Annotated in this window: 23 protein-coding genes; 9 read left to right on the forward strand and 14 right to left on the reverse strand. The window is 69.6% G+C overall.

Going from position 1 to position 24,802, the window contains the following annotated elements:
- Positions 1-4: 4 nt before the first annotated feature.
- Entirely contained in the window at positions 5-1,168 is a 1,164-nt protein-coding gene (locus ACQPXM_RS24840; RefSeq protein WP_432937319.1) for an iron-containing alcohol dehydrogenase, read from the reverse strand.
- Positions 1,169-1,338: 170 nt separating this feature from the next.
- Here ACQPXM_RS24840 and ACQPXM_RS24845 point away from each other — a divergent pair, with 170 nt between their 5' ends.
- Positions 1,339-1,929, forward strand: coding sequence for a TetR/AcrR family transcriptional regulator (locus ACQPXM_RS24845; RefSeq protein ID WP_432937322.1), 591 nt, complete (start codon positions 1,339-1,341; stop codon positions 1,927-1,929).
- Positions 1,930-1,997: 68 nt separating this feature from the next.
- Positions 1,998-2,774 carry an SDR family NAD(P)-dependent oxidoreductase gene (locus ACQPXM_RS24850; RefSeq protein WP_432937325.1) on the forward strand — a complete coding sequence of 259 codons (777 nt, stop codon included), beginning with the start codon at positions 1,998-2,000 and terminating at the stop codon, positions 2,772-2,774.
- A 212-nt stretch (positions 2,775-2,986) separates the two neighbouring features.
- Here the strand turns inward: ACQPXM_RS24850 and ACQPXM_RS24855 are convergent, their stop codons facing one another.
- The 3 genes from ACQPXM_RS24855 to ACQPXM_RS24865 all read right to left on the reverse strand — a co-directional run bounded on the left by ACQPXM_RS24855 (position 2,987) and on the right by ACQPXM_RS24865 (position 5,827).
- Positions 2,987-4,327, reverse strand: a complete 1,341-nt coding sequence (locus tag ACQPXM_RS24855; protein ID WP_432937327.1) for an amidohydrolase family protein — start codon at positions 4,325-4,327, stop codon at positions 2,987-2,989.
- Between the two features lie 38 nt (positions 4,328-4,365).
- Entirely contained in the window at positions 4,366-5,244 is an 879-nt protein-coding gene (locus tag ACQPXM_RS24860) for an isocitrate lyase/PEP mutase family protein (RefSeq protein WP_432937329.1), read from the reverse strand.
- Between the two features lie 109 nt (positions 5,245-5,353).
- Entirely contained in the window at positions 5,354-5,827 is a 474-nt protein-coding gene (locus ACQPXM_RS24865; protein ID WP_432937333.1) for a winged helix-turn-helix transcriptional regulator, read from the reverse strand.
- 336 nt (positions 5,828-6,163) lie between these two features.
- Here ACQPXM_RS24865 and ACQPXM_RS24870 point away from each other — a divergent pair, with 336 nt between their 5' ends.
- A complete protein-coding gene (locus ACQPXM_RS24870) occupies positions 6,164-6,823 on the forward strand; it encodes an XdhC family protein (protein ID WP_432937335.1) in 660 nt (219 codons plus the stop codon).
- Between the two features lie 173 nt (positions 6,824-6,996).
- On the opposite strand, the gene ACQPXM_RS24875 is transcribed toward ACQPXM_RS24870, so the two are convergent.
- From ACQPXM_RS24875 to ACQPXM_RS24890, 4 genes are all read right to left on the reverse strand, one after another.
- The gene (locus ACQPXM_RS24875; RefSeq protein WP_432937337.1) at positions 6,997-8,046 is read right to left on the reverse strand and encodes a Kelch repeat-containing protein; all 1,050 of its coding nucleotides are present in this window, start codon (positions 8,044-8,046) and stop codon (positions 6,997-6,999) included.
- A 92-nt stretch (positions 8,047-8,138) separates the two neighbouring features.
- On the reverse strand, positions 8,139-8,399 hold the full coding sequence (locus tag ACQPXM_RS24880) for a hypothetical protein (RefSeq protein ID WP_432937340.1): 261 nt from the start codon (positions 8,397-8,399) through the stop codon (positions 8,139-8,141).
- Between the two features lie 948 nt (positions 8,400-9,347).
- Positions 9,348-9,548 carry a hypothetical protein gene (locus ACQPXM_RS24885; RefSeq protein WP_432937343.1) on the reverse strand — a complete coding sequence of 67 codons (201 nt, stop codon included), beginning with the start codon at positions 9,546-9,548 and terminating at the stop codon, positions 9,348-9,350.
- A gap of 629 nt (positions 9,549-10,177) precedes the next feature.
- A complete protein-coding gene (locus ACQPXM_RS24890; protein WP_432937345.1) occupies positions 10,178-11,029 on the reverse strand; it encodes a GNAT family N-acetyltransferase in 852 nt (283 codons plus the stop codon).
- A 125-nt stretch (positions 11,030-11,154) separates the two neighbouring features.
- Between ACQPXM_RS24890 and ACQPXM_RS24895 the strand changes: the two genes are divergently transcribed.
- Entirely contained in the window at positions 11,155-11,691 is a 537-nt protein-coding gene (locus ACQPXM_RS24895) for a TetR/AcrR family transcriptional regulator C-terminal ligand-binding domain-containing protein (protein WP_432937347.1), read from the forward strand.
- Positions 11,692-11,863: 172 nt separating this feature from the next.
- Here the strand turns inward: ACQPXM_RS24895 and ACQPXM_RS24900 are convergent, their stop codons facing one another.
- Positions 11,864-12,559, reverse strand: a complete 696-nt coding sequence (locus ACQPXM_RS24900) for a TetR/AcrR family transcriptional regulator (protein WP_432937350.1) — start codon at positions 12,557-12,559, stop codon at positions 11,864-11,866.
- Between the two features lie 133 nt (positions 12,560-12,692).
- Here ACQPXM_RS24900 and ACQPXM_RS24905 point away from each other — a divergent pair, with 133 nt between their 5' ends.
- Together ACQPXM_RS24905 and ACQPXM_RS24910 are read left to right on the forward strand one after the other, a co-directional pair.
- Positions 12,693-13,715: an aldo/keto reductase gene (locus tag ACQPXM_RS24905; RefSeq protein ID WP_432937353.1), complete on the forward strand. Its 1,023-nt coding sequence runs from the start codon at positions 12,693-12,695 to the stop codon at positions 13,713-13,715.
- A gap of 34 nt (positions 13,716-13,749) precedes the next feature.
- Positions 13,750-14,790, forward strand: coding sequence for a hypothetical protein (locus ACQPXM_RS24910; protein WP_432937356.1), 1,041 nt, complete (start codon positions 13,750-13,752; stop codon positions 14,788-14,790).
- A gap of 482 nt (positions 14,791-15,272) precedes the next feature.
- Here the strand turns inward: ACQPXM_RS24910 and ACQPXM_RS24915 are convergent, their stop codons facing one another.
- From ACQPXM_RS24915 to ACQPXM_RS24935, 5 genes are all read right to left on the reverse strand, one after another.
- Complete coding sequence (locus tag ACQPXM_RS24915; RefSeq protein WP_432937359.1) at positions 15,273-16,058, reverse strand: SDR family NAD(P)-dependent oxidoreductase; 786 nt, start codon at positions 16,056-16,058, stop codon at positions 15,273-15,275.
- The gene (gene hisD, locus ACQPXM_RS24920; protein WP_432937362.1) at positions 16,058-17,368 is read right to left on the reverse strand and encodes a histidinol dehydrogenase; all 1,311 of its coding nucleotides are present in this window, start codon (positions 17,366-17,368) and stop codon (positions 16,058-16,060) included. The genes ACQPXM_RS24915 and hisD overlap by 1 nt, the downstream gene beginning before the upstream one ends.
- A gap of 37 nt (positions 17,369-17,405) precedes the next feature.
- Positions 17,406-18,623, reverse strand: coding sequence for an SMP-30/gluconolactonase/LRE family protein (locus tag ACQPXM_RS24925; RefSeq protein WP_432937365.1), 1,218 nt, complete (start codon positions 18,621-18,623; stop codon positions 17,406-17,408).
- Positions 18,624-18,746: 123 nt separating this feature from the next.
- Positions 18,747-19,403: a response regulator transcription factor gene (locus ACQPXM_RS24930; RefSeq protein ID WP_432937368.1), complete on the reverse strand. Its 657-nt coding sequence runs from the start codon at positions 19,401-19,403 to the stop codon at positions 18,747-18,749.
- Positions 19,396-20,907 carry a histidine kinase gene (locus ACQPXM_RS24935; RefSeq protein ID WP_432937371.1) on the reverse strand — a complete coding sequence of 504 codons (1,512 nt, stop codon included), beginning with the start codon at positions 20,905-20,907 and terminating at the stop codon, positions 19,396-19,398. Before ACQPXM_RS24935 ends, ACQPXM_RS24930 begins: the two co-directional genes overlap by 8 nt.
- A 245-nt stretch (positions 20,908-21,152) precedes the next feature.
- Here ACQPXM_RS24935 and ACQPXM_RS24940 point away from each other — a divergent pair, with 245 nt between their 5' ends.
- The 3 genes from ACQPXM_RS24940 to ACQPXM_RS24950 all read left to right on the forward strand — a co-directional run bounded on the left by ACQPXM_RS24940 (position 21,153) and on the right by ACQPXM_RS24950 (position 24,779).
- On the forward strand, positions 21,153-22,001 hold the full coding sequence (locus tag ACQPXM_RS24940; RefSeq protein ID WP_432937374.1) for a fumarylacetoacetate hydrolase family protein: 849 nt from the start codon (positions 21,153-21,155) through the stop codon (positions 21,999-22,001).
- 67 nt (positions 22,002-22,068) lie between these two features.
- Positions 22,069-23,679, forward strand: a complete 1,611-nt coding sequence (locus ACQPXM_RS24945) for a bifunctional 3-(3-hydroxy-phenyl)propionate/3-hydroxycinnamic acid hydroxylase (protein ID WP_432937377.1) — start codon at positions 22,069-22,071, stop codon at positions 23,677-23,679.
- Positions 23,676-24,779: a sugar ABC transporter substrate-binding protein gene (locus ACQPXM_RS24950; RefSeq protein WP_432937380.1), complete on the forward strand. Its 1,104-nt coding sequence runs from the start codon at positions 23,676-23,678 to the stop codon at positions 24,777-24,779. The genes ACQPXM_RS24945 and ACQPXM_RS24950 overlap by 4 nt, the downstream gene beginning before the upstream one ends.
- Positions 24,780-24,802 lie beyond the last annotated feature (23 nt).

The following is a 24,802-nucleotide window of genomic DNA, read 5'->3' on the forward strand; positions in this document are numbered from 1 at the left end:
CGTTTCACCAGGCCCGGTTCAGCAGTTCGAGGATGTCGTCGAGGGTCACCGGCCGCGGACTGGCCGCGATCGACGGGTCACGCATCACGTTGGCGGCAACGCTCGGCAGACGCTCACGATTCACGCCGAGCTCCCCCAGCCGGGCCGGCACCCCGACCTCGGCGACCAGGGAACGCACGCAATCAGCCGCCGCCCGCGCGGCCCGGGCGTCGTCGTACGCGCTGACGTCGGCGCCGAGTGCCGCCGCGATCCGGCGCAGCGGCCGGACCGAGTGGGCCGCGCCGAACTCCATCACCAGCGGCAGCATGATCGCCGAGGTCACGCCGTGCAGGATGCCGTACTCCGCGGCCAACTGGTGCCCGATGCCGTGGGACAGCCCGACGCCGGCATTCGGCAGCGCGAAGATGGCCAGCCAGGTGCCCATCATGCAGGCGAGCCTGGCGTCGAGGTCGTCCCCGCCGGTCCGCGGCAGCTCGGAACGCAGCAGCCGCAGCGCCTCCAGCCCCAACGCGTCGGAGAACGGTGTCGCGCGGGCAGACAACATGCCCTCGACGGCGTGGTCGACGGCGCGGATCCCCGACGACATCCACAGCTCGCGCGGCGTACCGACCGTGACCGTCGGATCAAGCACCACCGATCGAGGCGTCAAGGCGGCGTCGTCGAGGATCAACTTCTCCCCCGTCGCCTCGTTGGTGATCCCGATCAACGACGTGTGCTCGGCACCCGACAGTGTCGTCGGTACGGCGATGTGCCGCACCGGCTCCCGCAGCCGCTGTCGTCGCTCGACGTAGTTTGCGAACTCCGCGCGGTCCCGAATCCCGGCCGCGAGAAACAACGCGACGGCCTTGGTGCAGTCGATCGTCGTTCCACCACCGATGCTCACCACGCAGTCGACATCGAGCTGCCGCAATCGGCTCGCGAGCTCCAACGCAGGCCCAAGCGGCACGTGCTGCGGGACCGAGTCCAGCGTGCCGACGAGGCGATCGCCGAGCAGCGTCTCCATCGAGCGATCGATCGACGATCCGGCGAGAAATCTGGAGCGAACCACCGCGACCCGCCGCGCCGCCGCGTCCACCACTAGCTCGTCGAGCGCCCCGGCGCCGTACACCACGGACTCCGCCGCGGGAACGGAGAACGTCCGCACTGCACTCGACGTCGCTTTCAGCATGAGGCATCGAAGCACATACCGACCAGTCGATACAATAGTTCGCTGCTTGCACCACGGCTCCCCCCTCAAGATCGACTCAGCACGGGCGGGCGGAGATCAGCGACGGGAGCGCGGACTTGAGGGCCGGTGGGCCAAGTCTCCGATACTTGACTTGCAGGTCCAGTATCGGCTTGACTGGAACTGTGGGCCGGCACAAGGAGTTCGATCCTGACGTCGCAGTGATGCAGGCGATGGAGGTGTTCTGGCGGCAGGGCTACGCCCGGACGACGCCGCAGGACCTCGTCGACGCCTTGGGGATCGGCAAAGGGAGTCTGTACAACGCTTTCGGGAGCAAGCAGGCGCTGTTCGAGTTGGCGTTGCGGCAGTATCGCGACAGCCAGGTGCAGACACTGATCGACCTGCTCGACGAGGCCGGTCCGGTGAAGGAACGCTTGCGGGCGGCATTGTGGTTCCTGGTCGAGACGGACTTCGCCGATCCGGCGCGGCCGGGATGTTTCGCAGTCAACAGCGCCGCAGAGGTGGCCGGCTCGAACGAGGCGGCGGCGGAACTCGTGCGAAGGATGTTCGAGCAGACCGAGGATGCCTTTCGGGCGCTCGTCGAGCAGGGGCAGCGAACCGGCGAGATCGCTCTCGAGGTGGACGCCCTCTCCGTGGCGAGCTTGCTGGTCAACACGGTGATCGGATTGCGGCTGCAGTCCCGGATCGCCGAAGGACCTGAGCGGCACGAACGCGTGATCCGCGCGCTTGTCGCCACTCTGTAGACAGCACTACCACCACCGGCATTCCGCCTACCTAAATTCTTTACTCACAGTTCAAGAAAAGAGGAGCAATGGATCTGAACTTGTCCGGCAGGACGGCGGTGGTGACGGGCGCGAGTCGCGGCATCGGGCTGGCGACGGTGAGAACGCTGATCGGTGAAGGGATGCGCGTTGTCGGTGTCGCGCGCCGAGTCACGCCCGAACTGGAAGGATCCGGCGCGGTCGCGGTCGCGGCCGATCTTCGCTCCGGTACGCACGCCGCGGCAGCGATGTCCGAGGCGCTGACCGAGTTGGGTGGTGTCGACGTACTCGTCAACAACGCAGGCAGCGCGGCCGATCCGACCAGCTTCCTCGAGACCGACGAGGCGCACTGGCAGGAGATCTTCGATCTCAATCTCTTCGGAGCGATCCGGGCCAGCCAGGCCGCACTGCCCAGCCTGATCGAGCGGCGCGGATCGATCGTCAACGTGTCCTCGATCAACGCGCGGGTCCCTGCCGCGGCACCGGCGGCGTACAGCGCCTCGAAGGCGGCGCTCACCGCGTTGAGCAAGTCGCTGGCCGAGGAGTTCGGCGCTCAGGGAGTCCGGGTCAACACTGTCTCGCCAGGGCCGATCCGCACTCCGCTGTGGGACGGCCCCGACAGCTTTGGCGCCCGGGCCGCAACGGCCGGCGGCGTGGAGCAGGCTGACTTCGTGGCTGGCATTCCGGACCTGCTCGGCGTCACCATCGGCCGTTTCGGCGAGCCGGAGGAGGTGGCGTCGCTGATCGCTTTCCTGGTCTCCGACCTGGCCGCGAACATCACCGGCGCGGACGTCATCGTCGACGGTGGAACGGTCAAGGGTCTCTGAGTTCGCGCCGCCCGCCGGTGGACTGCCGACTCAGCCGCTCGAGGCACTCCGGCCGTAGGCTGCGCCAGCAATGTACCGATCGATTGAGCTGTCGGCTCGGAAGGACTCTTGCGGCGGCGGACGCCGCCGCAAGAGTCTGGTGAGGCATCAAGCGTATACCGACCAGTCGATACAATAACTCGGGCAAGCTACGCCCGAACAGTTGCGGTGGGTCAGCGGGCTGCGGCGAGCAGCTGCTGACTCAGCTTCTCCCGGTCGACCACGCGACCTTCGAGGACCACCGCTGCGATCCGGCGCGTGTGCGCGATGTCGGCGAGCGGATCGGCGTCGAGGACCAGGAAGTCCGCGCGCCGCCCGGCCTCGACGAGCCCGCGATCGGTCAGACCGAGGAGCTCCGACGAGCGCCTGGTGGCGAACTCGATCGCCTCCAACGGCGACAGACCAGCATCGACCAGCGCCTCGAGCTCGCGGTGCTCCGCGATCCCCGGCAATTGCGCGAAAACACCGGTGTCAGCCAAGTAGACCAGCCGGACGCCGGCCTCGTGCAGCACCTCGAAGTTGTGCCGCATGGTCCGGTAGGTCTTTCCCGTGTCGAACAGCGGCTCATGAGCGCGCGCCGCCATGCGAGCCCGGAGATCGTCGATCGACGCTTCGGGCAGTGTCTCCGCGACCAGAGGGTCGTCGAGCCAGGCGGTACGGGCCGGCCCCTGGACGGTCATCGAGGTGAAAACGGCAACGTTCTGCTCGACCAGGCGGTCGAGCAGAGCCCGATCGGGCTCGGGGGTTCGCGGCATGTGGGCGAGGATGTCGGCGCCCGCGTCGAGCGCGACCATCGCGTCCTCGGCGGAGTAGATGTGGGCGGCGGCCGGCAATCCGTGCTCGTGCGCCTCCTCGACGATCACCCGGCTCGATTCGGCGGTCAGCTTGGCCGACTGGCCGCCACGGTCGTCGATCCAGAACTTCACCGCGTCGACCCGCTGTGCTGCCAACCGGCGCACGAACGCTCGCGCATCCTCGGGTCCAGTGGCTTGATGAACAGCGTCGACCGCGAAGAACGGCGCGCCACATCCCGCATCCCCGGACGGCGCGGCAACGATCCCGGCGCCCGCGGTGAACAGCGTCGCGAGGTCCGGGTCGTCCAGCAGCCCCGAACGCTGATCGTCGCGAACGGCGACCTCGACGCCGTTCAGATCGGTGCCGAGCGACTGGAAAGTACTTACTCCGTGGTAGACGAAGCGGCGCAGGTGGTCGATGACGTTGTCGCGGGAGTAGAAGGCCGGATCGCACACGGTGCCACGCATGTATCCGATGTGCCCGTGCGGATTGACCAGGGCCGGCATCACCGTGCGGCCGCCGCAGGAAATGATCTGGGCCTCGCGGGCAGAGCGGCCGGCTGCCTCCCGATCTGCCGTAGCGACGTCGACGACGATGCCGTCCTGCACCGTGATCACGGCGTCCTCCAGCACCGTGCTGCCGTCGCCGACGATCAACCTCGCGTCGGTGAACACGGTCGTGCCCGCACCTGAGGTGGTCGGGCGAATCTGGGTCTGCATGGAAGTCTCTCTTCTGTCCGGGGGGCGGAAGTCAGTGGTCAGTACCGTGCTGCGCGCTGCTCGTAGGCGGCGTAGTCCATCGCGGACTCGAACTCCTGCTGCCCGAGGATCAACTCCGGTAGCTCTTCCACCTCCGCGCCCTGCGCGAACCGGTCGAGGGTCGCCCGTACAGCCTTCGCCGCCGCGCCGATCAGGCTGTACCACAGCAGCATCACGTCGGCACCGGCGTCGGCGTACTCAGCCAGCGTGCTACCCGGCCGATCCTTGCCCGGGGCATCGAACAGGTCGGCCGCGACCAGGACCGGCGCCTCGATCGCGGACCGGATCTCCTTCAGCCGGACGGCCGGCACGGCCGGCGCGAACACCATGTCGGCACCAGCGGACACGTAGTCGCGCAACCGGCTGACCGTGTCGTCGAGATCGCCGTACACCCAGGCGGAATCAGTACGGGCGATGATCATGAACGCGGGATCGGTCCGAGCGTCGAGCGCGGCCCGGATCCGGGTCGTCATCTGATCGGCAGACAGCAACCCGGCCGGCCTGGAGGTGTGTTTACCACCGAGGTTGTCCTCGATGTGGATACCCACCGCACCGGCTGATTCGAACGCCTGAACCGTGCGCCAGATGTTCGCGGGTTCGTAGAAGCCGTTCTCGCCGTCGACCAGGACCGGCAAACCGGTGGCTTCGACGACCCGGCGAGTGGCGTCGACCATCTCGGTCAGTGTCACCAGCCCTACGTCCGGCCGGCCGAAGGTGCTCGCGGCAGCCGCGAAGCTGCCGAGGTACGTGGCGCGGAAACCGGCCGCTTCGACCAGCCTGGCCGTCAACGCGTCGTACGCGCCGGGCAGCAGGAGCGGCTCCGAGGCGTGGACCAGCTCAGCGAAGGTCGCTCTTTGCTGTGAAGGGTTGGGGGGCATACGCAACTCCCTAGCTAGGTTTAAGATCGAAAGCTAGCAGGGCTAACTCTCGATCCGCAACCCAGTGGTCGTGAGAGGTATGCCGAAGGTGTGCGCTCTACGTCCCCGGTCAGGCGCTGTCGTCGAGCCGCCGGTCTTCGGTCCGCACCGCCGTCAGCACGCCCGGCGGAATCCTGTCGCCGCCCGAGGTCACGAAGGCCACCTGCGCGACCGTCGACGATTCCTCCACCTCGAACCGCGGCGACGTTCCCCGAGGATGCGGCCGATACGTTCGGCCCCACGACGCCAGCGCGCCGATCACCAGGTCGAGACTCCGGCCGGCCTCGGTGAGCACATACTCCTCGCGCGGCCGCTCCCCAGCCTCGCGATACGTTCGACGTTCCATCAGGCCTTCGTCCACCATCATCGCGAGCCGCTTGGCCAGGCTGTTCGTCGCGATCCCGAGCGCGTCGCGAAAGTCCTGGAACCGGGTCGCGCCACCGAGCATCGCCTCCCGGACGATCATCAACGTCCAGCGGTCGCCGACCACGTCCAGAGTCCGAGCGACCGAGCAGGTGACGTCGTTCCCCAGCTTCTGTGCCATGTCACCAGCATATCGCTGACTTTCGGAACACAACCGAGATCGGCGGACGGCGCCGGTGAGCCGGCGAAGGTCCCAGGGCGAGACACGTGTCGCCGCTTGCTCGAATCCCTCAGCGCCTCCCTGGAGGACTACGCGATTCCGGTCAACGCCGACATCGGCGACGTCGACGTCAGCCTGATCGACAAGCCGACCCGCTGCTCAACTCCGTCGGGGTGAAGAGCCTCGGCGAGGTCTTCATGGTCGGCATCGCACCCGCGATCGCCGACGCGGTCTGGCATGCCACCGGCCGACGGGCCCGCCGCCTGCCGGTCCGTATCGAGGACGTGACGTGAGGGCATGAGCGCCACCGCCGCCGAGCTCGCCGCCATCAGCCATGCCTGGCGAAGCGGTCGCCCTCTTGCCCTGGCCACTCTCGTCAAGGTCGAAGGTTCGTCGTACCGGCGGCCCGGCGCTCGACTGCTGATCAACGCCGACAGCAGCACCGTCGGGAACCTCACAGGGGGCTGCCTCGACCAGGAGATCGTCGACGCCGCCCACGCCGTGCACCGGACCGGGACCGCGCGGGTCGAGTACGACCTCATCACGGGCCAACTGGACCACCTCACGGGCCTCCAGCGCGCGGAACATCGCCTGGCCGATGATCTCGCTCGCCAGCACGGGCATTTCCCGCCCGACCGAGACGGTCTGACCGGGCCGCCAGGCACCGATCTGCCGATTGACCACGTCGTTGATGGTCTGCTCGTACTGCGCGACCTCCGCCCGGTGGAAGGCCGGCTGCACCATCCGGCGCTGCCGGTGGTGCTCGGCACCCTCGGCGGTGAACAGGCCGTCGCCGACGTACGGTCTGGCCTTGGTGAAGATGCGCCCCGGTCGAAGCTCGTGCCTCCTCCACCTGCACGGTGCGCACCAGCGCCGGGCGAGTTGAGCACCAGGAAGGGCCGGGTACCGATCCGGATCCGGACGACATCGCCCAGCGGTTGCAGCGAGGTGAGGTAGCCGACCCGGTCGGGTCTCAGCGGCGACAGGGAGTGCCCGAGCAGCGGCCAGGCACCGGGGGCGTCGGGTACGCCCCGGCCGGCGTCTCACATGGAGTTCCTCTTCTCCCGAGTGAGGACGCAGGCCCTCGGCGACCGGCAGGCGACGAGTCCGCCTGCCGGTGACCGTCGCCGTCAGGGGCGGAAGGCGTCGTTGACGTCGACCGGCTGCGCCCCGGCGGCGGTTCCCCCACCGGGGATGTAGATCTTGTTGCCGACCGCAACAGCTGCCGTACCGTGCCGCGGCACCGCCATCGGGGCCAAACGCTGCCAACGATCGCGCGCGACGTCGTAGGCCTCGGTGTCGTCGAAGATGCTGTGGCTGCCCGGCGCCGGATTGCCCTCGCCGCCGAAGGTGTAGATCTTGGTCCCGATCACCGCGGTCGCGATGCCGCCGCGTGCGGTCGGCATCGGGGCGCGTTCGGTCCAGCGGCCGTTGCGCAAATCGAGGGCGTAGGCAGTGTCGCGGACGTTGACCTGGCCCTTGTCGCGGCCTCCGAGGACGTAGAACACACCGCCGACCACTGCGCCGCCGACATGGTCGCGAGCCTCCGGCAGGCTGGGCAACACCGACCACCGACCCGTGACCACGTCGTACGAGGACACCGTCGCCACCGTGTCGTGCAGGCCACCAGGCCCGGGAGTGAGCGTCCGCATTCCACCGGCGAGATAGATCGTGGTGCCACGGACACCGATCGCGGCGCTACCACGACGCAGCTCGCTCGGCATCGAGGGCAGCCGAGTCCACCGATCGGTCCGGGGCTCGTAGACGAAACTGTCGCCGAGCGCCTGCCACGACGCACCGCCAGACAGTCCACCCAGCACGTAGATCCGTCCCCCGACGCTGGCGACGTTGGGATGGTTCATCGCGACCGGCAGCGGCGCGACCTCGGACCAGGTGTTGTGACGGGTGTCGTACACCTCGACCCGGTTGGTCGTCGTGGTGACACCGTCGGCCCGGTAGATGCCACCGATCACGTACACCTTGCCGCCCAGTGCCGCGACGCTGTGTTCCTGCCGAGGGCCGCTACCGATCGGCGCCAGAGCCGCCCAGCCGTTGCCGTACGCGGCCGCTGCGGTCACCACGGGCGACTCCGGCTGCTCACCGTGGCCTGGATGAGCAAAGGCCGGAGCGGCGGTGGGCCACAGCAGGGCCAGGGAGACAGCGAACACGGTTCGGCGCATGAGAATTCTCCGTTCAGGGGAATCAGGAACTTCCTGATGTAACAACGTTACCATCGTAATATAACGTTGGTACAGAGCGGGCCGAATCGGGTTCAGGAGCCGTCGTCCGGGCCGGTCTGCACCGCGCCTGACGCGGTGAACAGGCCGCCGGCCACGACATGCGCCAGGCCCTCGACCGCCGGACCGAACCGGGGCCGAAGACCTGCTCGTTCCACCTGTTCTCGCAGCGACTCCACCACAGCTCGTTGCTCCGCCTCGGTGCAGAACCTCCGGAAGAAGATCGCCCGCCGCCACGCGTACGCGACGTTCTTCACCTGCGTGCGCGCCGCATGGTCGTTGTCGACTCGGGCCAAGAGCCGGCGGACGATCCAGGTGAAGGCTCGCCCGGCCAGCTCCGGCGCGAGTTCGCGGATCCGAATCCTGCAGCTCGAGCGCCACCACCAGCACCGCGAGGTTGTGGATGGTGAGGATCTGGCTCTGCTCCAGGATGGTGCCGTTGGCCACCACTCGATTGTCAGTGCCTCCGACGCGGGCCTCGGCCGCGCGACTGACGCAGACAGCCGTGAAGTCGTCCGCGGTCGGTGTGCCGGACTGGCCGGAGCGCACCGCCGGCGCGGTGTCGGGCCACACGGGCCACCTTGTCGATCAGGTGCCCAGGCATCGAGTCACGCGGTCGCGTGATCGGATCGAGCGCGGGCAGGCCACCACCGGCCGGACGATGATCGAGTCTCGCGGCCAGTACCGCGGCCAGCTCCGCGTACGTCGGCTGCGCCGCGACCACGGCTGGACCGACCGCACCGCGGTCTGGTGCTCGGATCCCGGTGCGCCTGCTTGGCGATGGTGTTGGCCAGCGCCCGACGGATCCAGCCGACGTCGCGACCGGAGAGGCCGGAGCTGTTGTGCTCGCAGGCCAGCAGCCCGCGGTGCAGGCGAGCGAAGTTGCTCTTCAGATGCAGGTGGGCGCTGGACGTCGGTGCCGGCCACTCGCGGCCGCATAATCGGCGAGCCACTGGGCGCGCCGCTCCACCCAGTCGGCGGGCCAGGTTCGGCACGGCCATCCGCCGGTGACGGCAGCTCCGCTGAGGCGAGGCAGATCACCGTCGACCGTCTCACACCAGAGCGCGACCAGGCGATTGAACAGCGGATGCCAAACCCGCAACGTCTCGAGCATCGCCGCGAAGGCGGTGTTCGTACCGACCTCGGTCAGCGACTCGCGGACCTCACCGATCGTGCAGCGTCGGACCAGTCCGTCGGCCGCCGATGCGTCGTTGCCCGCAACGGAGCCAGCCGGAGCCGATGCATCAGCGGGCGCAGCTCGGCGACGAGGTCGAGCGCGGTCTCGTGGTGCCCCTCTCCAGACGCCAGCTCACCACCGCCCAGTACTGCTCGGAGGCGCCCAGCAGCGCCGGGATGTCGTTGTCCTTGGCAAGCAATGCGTGCAGGGTGGCGACGACCTGCTCGGGCGTGGCGCCGAAGTGATACCGGTCGTCGCGCTCGCCCAACCAGCTGGCGAACCTCTTGTCCTCGCCGAGTGCGACCCGAATGCTGTCCAGGGGTCGTCGGCGATCGGGATGGTGGACAGGTTCGGGAAGAACTCCCGGTCGTAACCGACACACCGGGCGTTCCGGCGGGCCTCCCGCGCGTACTGCTGCTCGAACTGCCGTCTGGGCGGCGCGCCTGGGTCGGCCGCGGGACGGTCCCGGCGACCGTGCCGGCGCTCAGCCGGCCGGGCAACGTGAGGCCCGAGATCCCCGGGCCGCCCGGATTGGTGACGATCACCCCACGCCGTCGCTCGGGTGAGCGGGCGGGGATCCGGCTGAGGGTCAGCTCGAGTTTCCGCCCGCCGGGGCGTTGATGGTCGAGGGGAACGAGCAGCGTGGCGCACTCCGTGCGTTCACCATCGTCCCAGTCGGGAACGACCTTGGCGTAGGGACTCCACCGCAGCGGGGTCCGCGGCGAGGCAACCGCCGCGGGCCCGAGCGACGTGATGGTCAGTACGACGACCGCCGCGCTGACCACGGTCACCGGCGCCCGCCACGGTCGTGACCCGGACACTGCTGACCCTCCGATCCGTGTGGTGGTGCCCGGTGACCCCGGCTGCCTCGAACGCTTCCGTCACGCTCGGAGCCGATCAGGCGGCGGTGGTCCAGGTGTCGAGCGGGCGGAATCCCAGCGCCGGCAGCAGGATCTCCTGGCCGGGCCCGATCGCCGCGACAGCCGTCCGGGCGCCCGCGGCGAAGGCGTCACGAAGGATGCGGCCGGCCACCTGCCGGTCCAACTCTCGGCCGGCGTACTCCGGCAGCGTGAACAGGTAGTACGGCGCGACCACCTCGCCGGCGCGGAAGCCGGCCCCGATCGCGGCCGGCCGGCCGTCGACCTCGACCACGTACGGCCGGACCTCGGGGCGACTCAACGCCCGGGTGCTGAGCAGATCACGGACGAAGCTCTCGGGAACCCCGGTCGCCCGGACGGCGATGTCGCGGAAGATGTCCGACTGCGCGCCGGTGACCGCACGCACGGCCACACCCGGCGGAACAGTGCCGGGCAGGACCAGGTCGCGAGCCGAGACCGAGGTGAGGGTCCGGGTGCTCAACGCGGTCTTGCCGAACCGGGCCGCGAGTTCCACGAAGTCCGCGCCCGCTTCTCCGCGGATCCGCAGCACCCACGGAACTCCCAGCACGGGCAGTTCCTCGGCGAAGCGCTCGATCTCACGCAGGTCCGGCCTCCGCGCGATGCCGAACACTCCGTTCATCGCTGCCTGGGGCTGGAAGCTGACCAGGAGCGCGGAGCCGCTGCCCCGCTTGACGATTGTGCGTGGGAGCCCACGCATCAATGCCTCGGTGACCGACAGCCAGCCACGGTTGGCGTGGTGCGCCGCGTCGCCACCCGGCCGCACCGCCTGGGCCGCACTCGCCGTCGCGGGACCGGCGAGCAGAAGCCCACCGGCCGCCATACCCAGCTTCAAGAGACCGCGTCTGTTCATCCTGCTCCTTGTCGATAGGATGCGTCGAGTTCACGCAGGGAGAGATGTTCGTGTCCGACAGAGCGGACCAAGCGCCGCGCCGCCGCGGACGTGGGCGACGACCAGCAGCCGAGGTGCGGGAACAGGTGCTTCAGGCCGCCGGAGAACTGCTCATCGAAGCCGGAATGGCCGGCTTCACCATCGAGAAGGTCGCCGCGCGCGCCGGCGCCAGCCGAGTCACCCTGCACAAGTGGTGGCCGTCCCGCGGCGCACTGGCCCTGGACGGTTACAGCTTCGTGGTGCGACCCGTGCTCGATTTCCGCGACACCGGTGACTTCGAGGCGGATTTGACCGACCAGGTGATCTCGTTCGTCGGGCTGCTGCGCGACACCTCGGCCGGCCGCGCGGTGGCCGGGCTGATCGGGGCCGCCCAGACCGATCCGGAGCTGGCCAAAGCCTTTTCCGAGCGCTACTCGGGTCCGCGGCGCGCGATTGCCGCCGGCATCTTGACCAGGGCCGCCGAACGCGACCAGATCAGCCGAGACGTCGATCCCGAGGTGGTCATCGACCAGATCTGGGGAGCCTGCTACAACCGGTTGCTGGTGGGCGACCAGCCGCTCACCGACGACTTCGCCAGGGCGCTGGTGCACAACATCCTGCACGGTGTGTCCCGCGGCAGGTGATCGCCGGTACGCCATCGATCCCCCTCCCCAGAGCCTGGCCACCATCGCGCCGCTGTCGTAGCCGGATGATTGTGTACACGATGTACATATCTTCTGCGAACAGAGTGTACATATGCTTGTTGCAGCGCGTCACAACCTGGCTGAGGCTGGCGAATTCATGACAACGGCAACCTCAGGACGAGCTGAGCCGACCTAACAACTCGCGCAGAATGCCGAGTTCGCCGGGAGTCAGCGACGCGGCCGGTGCGCGGGACAACAGACCGAGAAGGTCGGCCGCCGCGGCGGCAAGACCCCGGAGTTCGGTGCGCGTGGACACGAGGACCGACGACAGCACGATCTCTCGCATCTGCTCGGACAGCCCGTCCATGCCCGGCGCGTCCGCATTGGTGATCAGCATCAAGGTCGCGCCGATGGTCGCCGCATGGATCACGTGCACCGCACTGTCCACCGACGTCCGCAACAGTCCGGCGTCGGCGATCCGGGCGATGATCCCCCGCAGCATGCGTTCACCCTCGGCGGCCGCGGGATGCGGGGTCGTCCGAACCCCGCCGTACATGAGGCCGTAGAGAGCCGGATGACGTAGCCCGAACTCGAGATGGCCGTCCCAGCCGAGGCGCAGGTCCTCGACCGGGTCGATCGAGGGGCCACGCCGGCGCTTCTCGGCCAGATACCGGTCGAAGCCGTCGGCAGCGACGGCGTCGAGCAGGCCTTTGCGGTCGCCGAAGTGGTGGTACACGGTCGGCGCCGTCACCCCGGCGGCCTTGCACACATCCCGGATCGACATTCCGTCGACTCCCACCTCGGCGACCAGCGCGCTCGCCGAGGCCAGGATGCGGCTCCGAGCCTGGACCGGCTCCCCGTCAGTCATAACAACACTATAGTCGAGATTGCCACCGTTATAGAGCTTCCGTTACCGTTGCTAACACCGTGCGTCACGCAGCGTGCCGCCCCGGACGCGATGCCGTCCGCGACGCAGTTCCGACGACTCCCGAAGGATCATCATGTCTCCCATCTCTCGACGCGCCCTGCTCCAGGCCGGTGGCGCCGCCGCTGTCCTCGGCGCCACCTCAGCAAACGCCTCCGCCACGCAACCGCAGGCTGCGGGCGGCCCCGTGATCACGCGGCAGATTCCCCGGACCGGGGAAGCCGTCCCCGCGATCGGCCTGGGCACCTTCATGACCTTCGACAAGCGGCCGGGCGCGCCTCGCGATCACCTCCGGGAGGTGCTGAAGCGCTTCCACGCCGGTGGCGGCCGGGTCGTGGACACCTCGCCGCTGTACGGGCTGTCCGAGGTGACCGTCGGCGATTCGGCCGCAGCCCTCGGGATCGGCGGCGAACTGTTCATCACCAACAAGACCTGGGCCACCGGCGAGTACCTCGGGGACGACAGCCACGTGCGTCGTCAGTTCGAGCAGACACTGAACCGCCTGTGGCGCGACAAGATCGACGTCCTGCAGGTGCACAGCCTCGTCAACGTCGACGCGGTCCTGCCGGTGCTGCGGGCCTGGAAGCGCGAGGGCCGGATCCGCTACCTGGGCGTGACCCACCACGAGCCGCGCTACATCCCGTTCCTCGAGCAGTACGTCCGCGACGGCGACCTCGACTTCGTCCAGGTCGGCTACTCGATCCGCAACCGGGCCGCGGAGGAGCGGCTGCTGCCCCTCGCGGCCGAGAAGGGCACGGCCGTGATCGTGAACATGCCGCTGGAGAAGGCGCGCCTTCACCACCTGGTCCGCGATCGGCGGCTGCCCGCCTTCGCCGCCGACCTCGGCGTGACGTCGTGGGCGCAGTTCTTCCTCAAGTGGGTGATCAGCCATCCCGCGATCACCTGCGCGCTGCCGGCGACCACCGATCCCGCGCACGTGCTCGACAACCTCGGGGCGATGCGCGGACCGCTTCCCGACCAGCGCCTGCGGGAGCGGATGGTGCAGCACATGGAGACCATTCCGGGCTTCGACCAGTTGCTCAGCACTCCGTGGTACCCGGGCAAGACGTTCGACGGCCTCGTCCAGCTGCCTCGCTAGGCACGGCAGACAAGGAAGATCCAGGGAGCGGGCCATGAACGAAAACACCTGTTTGCATTTCGTCGGGAGCATGCCGCAGTTCGACGACGCACGCTCCGCGCTGCGGTGGCAGCTGACCACGCTCGCCGGTTCGGTACGGCGGCTGTCCGGTGGCGAGACCGGCGATCGTCTCCTGTGGTTCGTACCGCTGGTGAAGGACATCAAGCGGCTCCCTCAGGTGCGGACGATCCAGAACGGCGACTGGACCGGTTACCGCGACATCGACGTACTCCGGGTGCGTCGGCGGGCCCGGTTCACCCGCCAGGACATCCCGTTGCGGATGGCCGAGTTCGCGCGGGAGGAACTGGGCGTGCTGGACAGTCTGGACAATCCGCACGGGCTGCCGCTGCAGGTGGGCGTTCCCGGATATCTGGACATGGCGTTGTACACCTTCGGGCCAATGGGCCTGCTTCGGTACGGACGGATGTTCCTCGGTGCGGTCGCCGGCCAGATCGCTGAGCTTCAGGCCGAGGCCGGCGACCGGATCGTTTTCCAGCTGGAGGTGCCCGCGGCGCTGATCGCGGTCGCCGCGGCGCCGCCGCCGCTCCGGCCGGCCATGGCCGCGCTGATGGCGCACCTGGTGACGCGGCAAGTGGCGCGGGCACCCGAAGGCAGCCGCTTCGGCGTACATCTGTGTCTTGGCGATCTCGGCCATCAAGCACTCCTGCAGCTCGCCGACACCGATCCCCTGGTGCGGTTGACGAACGCTCTTGTCCGGCACTGGCCGGATGGACGATCGCTGGAGTTCGTGCATCTGCCGATGTCGGGCGCCGACCAGCCACCCGTGGTGTCGCCGGACTTCTTCGACCCGTTGCGGCGGTTGCGCGTGCCGCCGGACGTACCGGTGGTGGCAGGCATCGCGCACGAGGACCAGGGTCTCGACGAGCAACTCACCGTGCGCAGACTGGTGGAAACGGCCCTGGGCCGACGGGTGGACATCGCGACTGCATGCGGACTCGGAAGGCGAAGCCCTCAGGCAGCGCGACGCGCTGTCGACGCGATGCTCGCCCTGCAGACGGCTCAGGCACCGCGGTGAGGCTGCCGGGAGTGCTCCGTACACCTTGACCGGAACGCGACCCTCAAGTTATCCATCTCTCTGTTTCAAGGCATCGCCATCGCCACCTCCCTCGCGGACGCCAGTGCGTTCACTGCCTTCGCACTCACCAACAACCTCCAATGGGGTCCCGACGTCGAGGGATTCTGGACCGAGGTGCCGCGCGGCACCGTCACCAGCGTCCGGCTCGCCGAATCCGGCGGCCGGCACGAGGTCGTCGGCGAGGCCGGAACGGAGTCTCCCCCGAGGGCCTGACCATCAGTCCCGACGGGCGCCTGGTGCTGACCACCAATCTCGAACGGAGCTTCGTACCGCACGGGGATCCGCTAAAGACCTTGCACTCGTCACTGTCCCTGCTGACCCTGGACGCGTCCAGACCCGCGACAGCGTGCAGGTCACTCGCGGTCCACACACTGTGGTCCTGGTCGGTTGAGGCCGACACCGGAGACGACCGGTCAGGTGCGTCAGCGAGCCACCATGCCGGCGGACAGGTCGATGTCGGCCGCGGCGAGACCGGGCATGTGCAGCATGGCGACCACCGCGTCGGCGACCTCGTCCTCCTCCACCATCCGTCCGAGCGCCGCCCGGGACACGAAGGCTTGCTCGGCCTGGTCCGGTGTCGATCCGGTGGAGGCCGCTTCCAGCGCGAAGTTCCGGTCCATCCGCGGCCCGCGAACCGGGCCGGGCGACAGGCTGTTCACCGTCACCCCGAGCGGTCCCACCTCGTGCGCGAGTGTGGTCGTCAGCCCGAGCACCGCCATCTTCGAGGCCGTGTACGGCGTCCTCCGGGCCAGCGGGCGCTTCCCGCTGACCGAGGCCACGTTGATCACGTCCCCGCGGCCCGCCTCGATCATCGCCGGCAGGAACGCCCGGCACATCAGGTAGACCCCCCGCACGTTGACCGCGAACACGTCGTCCCAGTCGTTCGGGTCCACGTCGACCAGCGCGGCGACCGGTCCGGCGACACCGGCGTTGTTGATCAGGATCGAGATGTCCTCGTCCGCCACCTGGTGTGCCAGGTCAGTGACGGAGGCCGGGTCGGAGGTGTCGGCGACCGCGACCCGCGCCGCCGGGTGCGCCTGCGCCCCAGCGGCCTCGAGAAGCGCCGCGGTCTCCTCCAGCGCCGCTGTCCGTCGCCCGACCAGGACGACCTTGGCCCCGGCCCTGCCCAGCGCCAGGGAGATCGCCCGGCCGAGCCCGTTGCCGGCCCCGGTCACCAAGGCGGTGCGGCCGGCGATCCGGTGCGTCATCACGACAGTCCGTCAGGGGCCCAGGGCAACGAAGCGCCGGCGTACTTGGCGGCCCGGACGTCGCCCGAGCGCGCGTGTCCCTCGAACAGCTCGACCCGCGCCGCCCGCCCGCACAACTCGCCCAGCCGGGCACTCGACTGCTGGTCGACGACCTCTTGGTAGGTGACGGTTTTCAGGTACTTCCCGACCCACAGTCCACCCGTGTAGCGCGCGGCGCCGCGCGTCGGCAGGGTGTGGTTGGTGCCGATCACCTTGTCGCCGTACGACACGCAAGTGCCCTCGCCGAGGAACAGCGCACCGTAGTCGTGCATCTTGTCGAGTGCCTGCCGCGGATTCTCGGTCAGCACCTCGACGTGCTCGCTCGCGAACGTGTCGCCGAGCGCGAACGCCGCGTCGAGATCCTCGACCACCAGCACCTGGCCGTGGTCGCGCCAGGCCGGACCGGCGAAGTCCCGGGTCGGCAACCCCGGCAGCAGCTCCTCGACGATCGCCACCACCCGCTCGGCCAGCGACTGCGAGGTGGTGACGAGAACGGCCGGCGAGTCCGGACCGTGCTCGGCCTGCGACAACAGGTCCACCGCCACGACGAACGGATCGGCGTGCTCGTCGGCGATCACCAGGATCTCGGTGGGCCCGGCGAACAGGTCGATCCCGACTTCGCCGTACAGCTGCCGCTTGGCCTCGGCGACGTAGGCGTTGCCTGGACCGACGAGCAGGTTGACCCGGTCGATCGTCTCGGTACCGATCGCCAGCGCGCCGATCGCCTGAACGCCTCCGAGCAGGTAGATCTCGTCCGCGCCGGCCAGGTGCATGGCGGCGATCGTCGCCGCAGGGATCTCACCGCGGATCGGCGGGGTGCACGCCGCGACCCGCGGGACGCCGGCCACCTTCGCGGTGACCACGGTCATGTGGGCGGAGGCGACCAGCGGATAGCGGCCGCCGGGCACGTAGGCACCGGCCGCCGACACGGGCAGGTTCTTCTGACCGAGCAGGACACCGGGCATCGTCTCGACTTCGAAGTCGGTCAGCGAGTCGCGCTGCCGCTGCGCGAACTCACGGACGCTGGCCTGCACGGTGCGGATATCGTCGAGCACCGTGCCGGGCACGTCCGCGACGATCTTCTCGACCGCGGCGGCGTCCAGCCGGAAGCTCTCCGGGCTCCAGTTGTCGAACTTCTCCGAGTATGCCCGAACGGCGTCGTCGCCGCGGGTGCGGATGTCGGCCAGTACCTCGGCGACGGTCTGCACCACCTGGTCGGAACTGCGGTGCTGCTCGACGGCCGTCGCCGCCGCCTTCACGATCGTGGGCATGGGAATCCTGGTCTCCTTCGGGGTTGAACGGTCCGGCTCAGGGACGGCCGGCGCCGGGGACGGCGGCGAGAGTGTGAACGAGTCCGGTACTGCGGCCCAGCGCGAGCTCGGCCATCGTGGTCGCGGCCGAACACAGGTAGAGCGTTCGGCGATCCGGGCCGCCGAGGGTGCACGCGACGGCCAGTCGTCCCTCGGCGGACACCTTGGCCGAGACGGTGCCGTCGGCAAGCACCCGCCAGAACTCGCCACGCCGCAGCAGGGCGACCCAGACGGCGCCTTCGACGTCCAGGCACAGTCCGTCCGGCAGGTCCGGCAGCTCGACCAGCGTCCGACGACCGGCGAGGTCTCCGGCCGGCGTCACGTCGAAGACCGAAACCCGCTGGGCCACGGTCTCGGCGACCCAGTACCGCCTGCCGTCGGTCGCGGCACCGTTGGGGAACATGACGTCCCGGTCGACCACCCGCGCTCCCCCTTCGGAGTACAGGATGATTTGGCCCGGCCGCGGTTCGTCACCGGCCATCAGGTCGAAGCCGGTGTCACCGACGTAGGCCCGTCCCTGCTGGTCGACGACCATGTCGTTGAGCAGGCCGCGGGTGATCGGCGACAGATCGGCGGCGAGACCAAGAGTGGTGCCGTCGTACGTCCAGAGCTTGCGATCCAGAGCGCTCGCGATCAGCAATCGGCCGTCCGGCAGGAATCCCAGACCGGCGGGCCGGCCCGGTACGTCGACAACGTGCTCGACCCGGCCCGAGGCGTCGACGGTCTTGACGGCGTACGCGTGAACGTCCGACAGCCACAGCTTGCCGTCGTGCCATCGGGGCGATTCGGGATAGGTGAGGTCACCGGACAGCAGCGCGGGCCGGTCGTCGGCGACCTCGGTACCGGCAACCGACGGGCGGACCGCGGCGAGCAGGGCTTCGGGGTTGGTGCCCTTGTCCACGAAATCGGTCGCCCCGGCGGCCAGAGCCGCGGCCCGCAGATGGCCCTGGGCGCTCAGCGCCAGGACCCGAAGGCCCTGGATGCCGCTGAGCTGCCGCACGAGGTCCAGGCCGCTGTCGACGTCCGGCAGCAGGAGGTCCACCAGCGCCACGTCCGGACCGAGGTCCTGGGCGGCCGCCAGGGTGGCGGCCGCGGTACCGGTCGCGGCCACGACCGCGAACCCGGACACCGCGTCGAGCAGACCGGCGAGAGCGGCGCGCACCCTCCGGTCCTGATCCGCGACCAGCACGGTCGTGCGAACCTGCGTCCGCGTCATCGTCGGTTTCCTCTCTGCCGGCTGCCGTAGTTCGAGTCAACCGGCAGCGGCCGCCGCCCGGATCGGCCAGGCGACGCCTCCCCGACGAGTCATTTGTCCCGGACGGCGAGGTGGAAGCGGCAGTCAGGGCGACGGAACCAGTCCCTGGCGGATCGCCCACAGCGCCGCCTGGGTGCGGGAGGCCAGGTCTAGCTTGAGCAGCACGTTGCTCACGTGGGTCCGGGCGGTTCGCTCGCTGATCACCAGCTGTTGCGCGATCTCCCGATTACTGTGGCCTTGGGCAACCAGTACGAGGACCTCACGCTCGCGCGAGCTGAGTGCCGACACGCCCTCGTTGCCACCCACCAGTGACCGGGTCAGCTTGCGCGCGACGGCGGCGTCCAGATGCACCTCCCCCGCGTGTGCCGCCCGGACCGCGGCGGCGACCTCGTCGGCGTCCGCGTCCTTCAGCACGTAGCCCGCCGCCCCTGCCGCCAGCGCGGCGTGCACCCGCTCCGCCTCGCTGAAGCTGGTCAGCGCCACCACCTCGACCGCGGGATACAGCGCGCGGACCTCACCGATGCAGGTGATCCCGTCCATCCGGGGCATCAGCAGGTCCATCACCACCACATCGGGCAGACAGTCCGACGCGGCCGCCACGGCCAGCTCGTCGAGCGCGGCCTTGCCATCGGGAGCCTCACCGACCACCTCCAGGTCCGGCAGCAGCTCGAAGAAGGCCCGCATCCCCCGCCGTACGACGGCGTGGTCGTCGACCAGAAAGACTTTGATGACGTCAACCATGGGCTCCTCCGACCACGTCGTCGACGACGGCCCGCACCGTGGTCGGGCCGGCCGGCCGCGACGTCACGACCAGCGTGCCACCCAGTCCGCCGACCCGCTCGCTCATCGAGCGCAGGCCGAGATGTCCCGGGTGATCGGCGTCGGTGTCGAAGCCGCACCCGTCGTCGGTGACCTCGACCAGCAGATCGCGCCGGCCCGGTCCGTCAACCGCGATCCGGACGACCGCCTGGCGGGCCCCGGCGTGTTTGACCACGTTGTGCAGAGCTTCCTGGACGACGCGGAACAGGTGCGCCTCGACGTCCTCCGGTAACGCCAATTCCTCGTCGGTCCCGTCGACGACGATCCGCAGGGCCGTCTTCGCCTCGACAGCGGCCGCGTGCTTGCGGACCGCGGAGACGAGTCCCTCCTCGTGCAGCGCGTCCGGACGGAGCTGGAAGATCAGGGCGCGCATCTCGGCCAGGGCGCCGCGGGTCAGCTCGTGGACCTCGGCGAGACTGCGGGCCACCAACTGCTGATCCGGCGGGTCCTGGCGCAGCGACAGTTCCGCGGCCCGGGTCTGCAAGGTCATCGAGAACAAGGCCTGGCTGACCGAGTCGTGCAGGTCCCGGGCCAGCCGGTGGCGTTCTTCCAGCGCAGCCTTGCTCTCCACCTCGCGCAGCAGTCTGGCGTTGTCGACGGCAACGGCCGCCTGGTCCGCGATCGCGGTCAGGAAGCCCAGGTCGGCCTCGGCGGGACCATGACCCTCCAGGTAGAAGACATTGAACACACCGGTGACCCGGTCGCGCACGATCAGCGGTACGACGGCGATCGTGTGCCAGTCGGCGCGGGCGCTGAGCTCGTGCAACGGCGCGAACCGTGGGTCGTTCATGGTCAGTTCCCGCCAGCCCTCGGCCACCACCGGTTTGCGGGTCTCGAACGCCTCGACGGCCAGCAACGGCGCCCCCAGATCGCGGCACTCCTTCAGCCGCTCCGCGTAGTCGTCCACGTTCGGATAGCTGCCGGACGTCCCGGACTGCCGAAGGTCGCCGTACTCGTCCATCAGCAGGAACGTGCACGCCAGTACGCCGGTCGCCTGCCGCACCTCGGCGGCCAGCAGATCGAGCACCGAGGTCAGCGGTCCCGCGAACGCGATACTGGCCGAGGTCCGGCTGAAAGCCTTCAATCGCAGCTCCTGCCGCCGCGCGTCGGTGACGTCACGGAACCGCACGATCCGCAGCACGTCGTCCTCGGGCACCGGCGTGACCGTGAACTCGAGTTCGCGGCCGGCGCAGACCACCACCGCCGGGTCGGACCGTGGCCCGCCGAGCGTCGTACCGAGAAAGTGGCCGGCCGCACTGTCGACCAGCTGGTCCAGCGTGCCGCCGAGCATCCGGCAGCCGGCCGGGTTCACGTAGCGGTAGCGCGAGCCGTCGACGACCGCGATCCCGTCAGGAGCCGTGTCGACCAGCCTGGACAACGTGACCAGCCCCAGCTGGGCCGTCGTCACCGCTGCGTCTGCGGACATCCAGTTCACCCCTCGGCAAGCTCTCCGCACCAGCGTGCCGCACCCGGACCCGCCGCGCATAGGACGAATGTCGCGGACCTGGCACGCCGATCCGGCCGTGCGCGGCGCGCGATTCCGCTCTCCGCCGCCGCGTCGGCCGTCCGATGTCCCGGCCCGGCCGGACCCGCAGGCTCGTAGCACAAGGCCTGCCGCCGCCGAGCGGACGAGCGGCCGGCCACCATCCCGGACCGGAAGGCGACACACTGATGCGTTTGGCCAACCTGGACGGCCGGCTCGTGGTCCTGCGTGACCACCACGCCGTCGACGTCGAGAAGCTCAGCAACGGCCGCTTCGGCCCCGACCCTCAGGACGTCTTCGACGAGTGGGACGCGTTCGCTGGCTGGGCCGCCGCCGCGGACTTCGCGGCCGCCGACGCCACGCCGTACGACGTGCGCCGGCTGGGCCCGCCGGTCCCCCGGCCTCGGCAGGTCTTCGCGATCGGGCTCAACTACGACGAGCACGCGGCGGAGTCCGGGTTCGTCCGTCCGTCCGCGCCCCTGGTGTTCACCAAGTACGTCTCGTCGCTCACCGGTCCGTACACCACGGTCGTGCTGCCCACCGACACGGTCGACTGGGAGGTGGAGCTGGTCGTGGTGATCGGCCGGCGCGCCCGCGACGTCGGCGCGGACGACGCCTGGTCGTACGTGGCGGGCGTGACGGTCGGCCAGGACCTGTCCGAGCGGACCTCGCAGCACGCCGGTCCGGCGCCGCAGTTCGGGCTGGCCAAGTCCTTCCCCGGCTTCTCCCCGCTCGGCCCCGCGCTGGTCACTCCGGACGAGCTCACCGATCCGGACGACCTCGAGATCGGTTGCTCGATCGACGGTGATCCTGTGCAAACCGGCCGGACCGCGCAGATGATCTTCCCGGTCGGTGTGCTGGTCGAGTATCTGTCCTCGATCCTGCCGTTGCAGCCGGGTGACCTGATCTTCACCGGAACGCCCGCCGGCGTCGGCGCCGGACGCAAACCACCGCGCTACCTGCGGCCCGGCGAGGTGCTGCGCAGCCACATCGGGGGCGTAGGCGAGCTCGAGCAGACCTTCGTCGCGGGAGCTTGAGATGACCGCCCGTCACGATCGCGGCGCCGGTTCCCGGCCGGCAGCCTCGGCCTCGGGTCAGGAGGTCATGCACGAACTGCTCATCGTCGGCTCCGGTTCGGTCGGGCTCACGCTGGCCGCGGTCTGGGCTCAGCTCGGCCGTACGGCGGTGGTCGTCGAGAAGCACCAGCACCTGTACGGACTGCCGCGTGTCGGGCACATCGATCACGAGATCATGCGGCTGCTGCAGACGCTCGGCGCCGAAGGCCCGGTCGTCGAGGACGCCTACGAACCCAGCTACTACCGCTGGGTCACCGCCACCGGCGAGACCCTGCTCGAGTTCCCCTGGGGTGAGAACGGCATCTCCGGCTGGCACTCCGACTTCATGCACAACTCCGCGATCCTCGAGCAGTCCCTGCTCACCACGATCACGGCCGAACCCGGGATCACCCGGCTGGCCGGATGGGAGGCCGTCGGTCTCACGCAGTACAACGACCATGTCGAGTTGGTGATCGAGCAGACCGAGATCGTGCCCGGGAGCCCCGTCCCCCGGCGTACCGGCGTACGGCGGCGGCTGCTCGGGCGGTACCTGGTCGCCTGCGACGGCGCGAACAGCCGGGTCCGGGAATGGCTCGGCATCGCCCGCGACGACCTCGGCTTCAACGAGCGCTGGCTGGTCGTCGACGCGCGGCGCAAGCGCGACTTCCCGATCGACTTCGACTCCGGGCAGATCTGCGACCCGCGCCGGCCGGTCACCGTGCTGCCGCTCGGCAAATCGCATCGCCGCTGGGAGTGGCACCTGCGGCCCACCGAGGACGCGGCCGAGTTCACCCGGCCGGAACGGATGTGGGAGCTGCTCGGTGAGTTCGGTCTGACGCCGGACGACGTGGAACCGGTGCGCCAGCTCGTCTACACCTTCGAAGCGCGGATCGCCCACGACTGGCGCTCGGGCCGGGTCTTCCTGGCCGGCGACGCCGCGCACACGATGCCGCCGTTCATGGGTCAGGGCATGTGTTCGGGCATGCGGGACGCGAAGAACCTGGCCTGGAAGCTCGACCTGGTGCTGTCCGGTCTCGCCTCCGACGCGCTGCTCGACACCTACCAGACCGAGCGCGCGCCGCACGTCCGCGACTGGACCACGATCTCGATCGAGTCCGGCAAGATCCCGTGCATCATCGACCCCGAGCAGGCACGGCAGCGCGACGAACTCTTCCGCTCCGGGTACCGCCCACCGATCCCCGACTTCCCGCAGCTGACCGAGGGCGTCCTGCACCGCGACGCGGACGGCGTACCCGTCGGCCCGGCCGGCGAGCTGGGAATCCAGGCCCGTGTCACGGTGGACGGCCGCACGGATCTGTTCGACCGTCTCCACTCCGGCCGCCGCTTCACCGTGCTCGCCCTCGGCGGCGATCCCCGATCGGTGCTCCGTCCCGACCAGCTCGCCGCCCTGGACCGGCTCGGCACCACGTACGCCACGATCCGCGCCCCCGGTCAACCGGGCACCGGACCGATCGATGCCGACGGCCACTACGGCGCGTACTTCGCCGACCGCGGGATCACCGCTGTCGTCGTCCGCCCCGACTTCTACGTCTTCGGCGGCCTGCCCAGCCTCGCCGATCTCCCGATGCTGGTCGACGACCTGCTCGATCAGGTCCTCGTCCCGGCCACCGCTCCCCTGCAACTGGAAGGCCTCCGATGAAGATCTTCTCACCCCTCCGACTGGCTGCCTGCGGCCTGCTACTGACGCTGGCTGCCTGCAGTGATCCGGCCGCCGCGCCCGCGGGCTCGACGGCGCCGAACGACTCCGGGACCGACACGAGTGCGGCGACCGCCGCGGTGACCGCGGCCAAGGCGCCGCAGACCACCTGGACCGGACCCACCACCCCGGTCACACCACCCGCGGGACGACGCATCGTCGCGATCACCTGCGGTTCGCAAGGCTACGGGTGCGTCCAGGGCGCTCGAGGTGTCGCGGCCGCCGGACAGGTGGTCGGTTGGGACGTCTCGATCGTCGACGGCAAAGGTGACCCGTCGGTCTGGAACGCCGCCGTCACCCAGGCGGTCACCGATCGGGCCGACGGCATCGTGCTCGCCGCGATCAACCCGGCGCTGGTCCAAGACGGCCTGGCCAAGGCGAAGGCGGCCGGCGTACCGGTGGTCGTGCAGTTTATCCCCGAGTTGCCCGGGGCAAAGGTCGACGCCCACGTGACCACCGACCACCTGGCCGGCGGCAAGACGCTGGCCGACTGGGTGATCGCCGACTCCGGCGGCCAGGCCAAGGTGTTGCTCCTGGAGGAACCGGCCTTTCCCGAGCTGGTCCGCCGCAACGACGGGATCCGCGCCCAGCTCCAGGCGTCCTGCCCGGGCTGCACGATCGTCTCGACGACGAAGTTCAGCATCGGCACCATGGTGCAGCAGCTGCCCGGGCTGGTGACCACGGCACTGCAGTCGCACCCGGAAATCACCCACATCCTGGCCCCCTTCGACTCGTCCGGAACATTCGCCGCTCAAGGCATCCGGCAGGCCGCCCGGAAGGTCGCCCTCGTCAGCGGCGAAGGTGATCCCGACGGTCTGACCCGGCTGCGCAAGGGCGAGCAGGCCGCCGATCTCGCGACCGTACCGGCCTGGGCCGGCTGGGCCGCCGTCGACCAGTTGGCCCGGCTCTTCACCGGCGCCGCCGTGCAGCCGCACGTACTGCCGCAACGCCTCTTCACCGCGGACAACGTCCCGGCCGAGCAGGGTTCGTGGCGGGGTGACCTCGACTACGCGGCTCAGTTCAGCAAGCTCTGGGGCAAATGATGTCCGCGCCCGGCCGAACCCGG

Source organism: Kribbella sp. CA-253562 (assembly GCF_050942265.1).
Taxonomy (GTDB): Bacteria; Actinomycetota; Actinomycetes; order Propionibacteriales; family Kribbellaceae; genus Kribbella.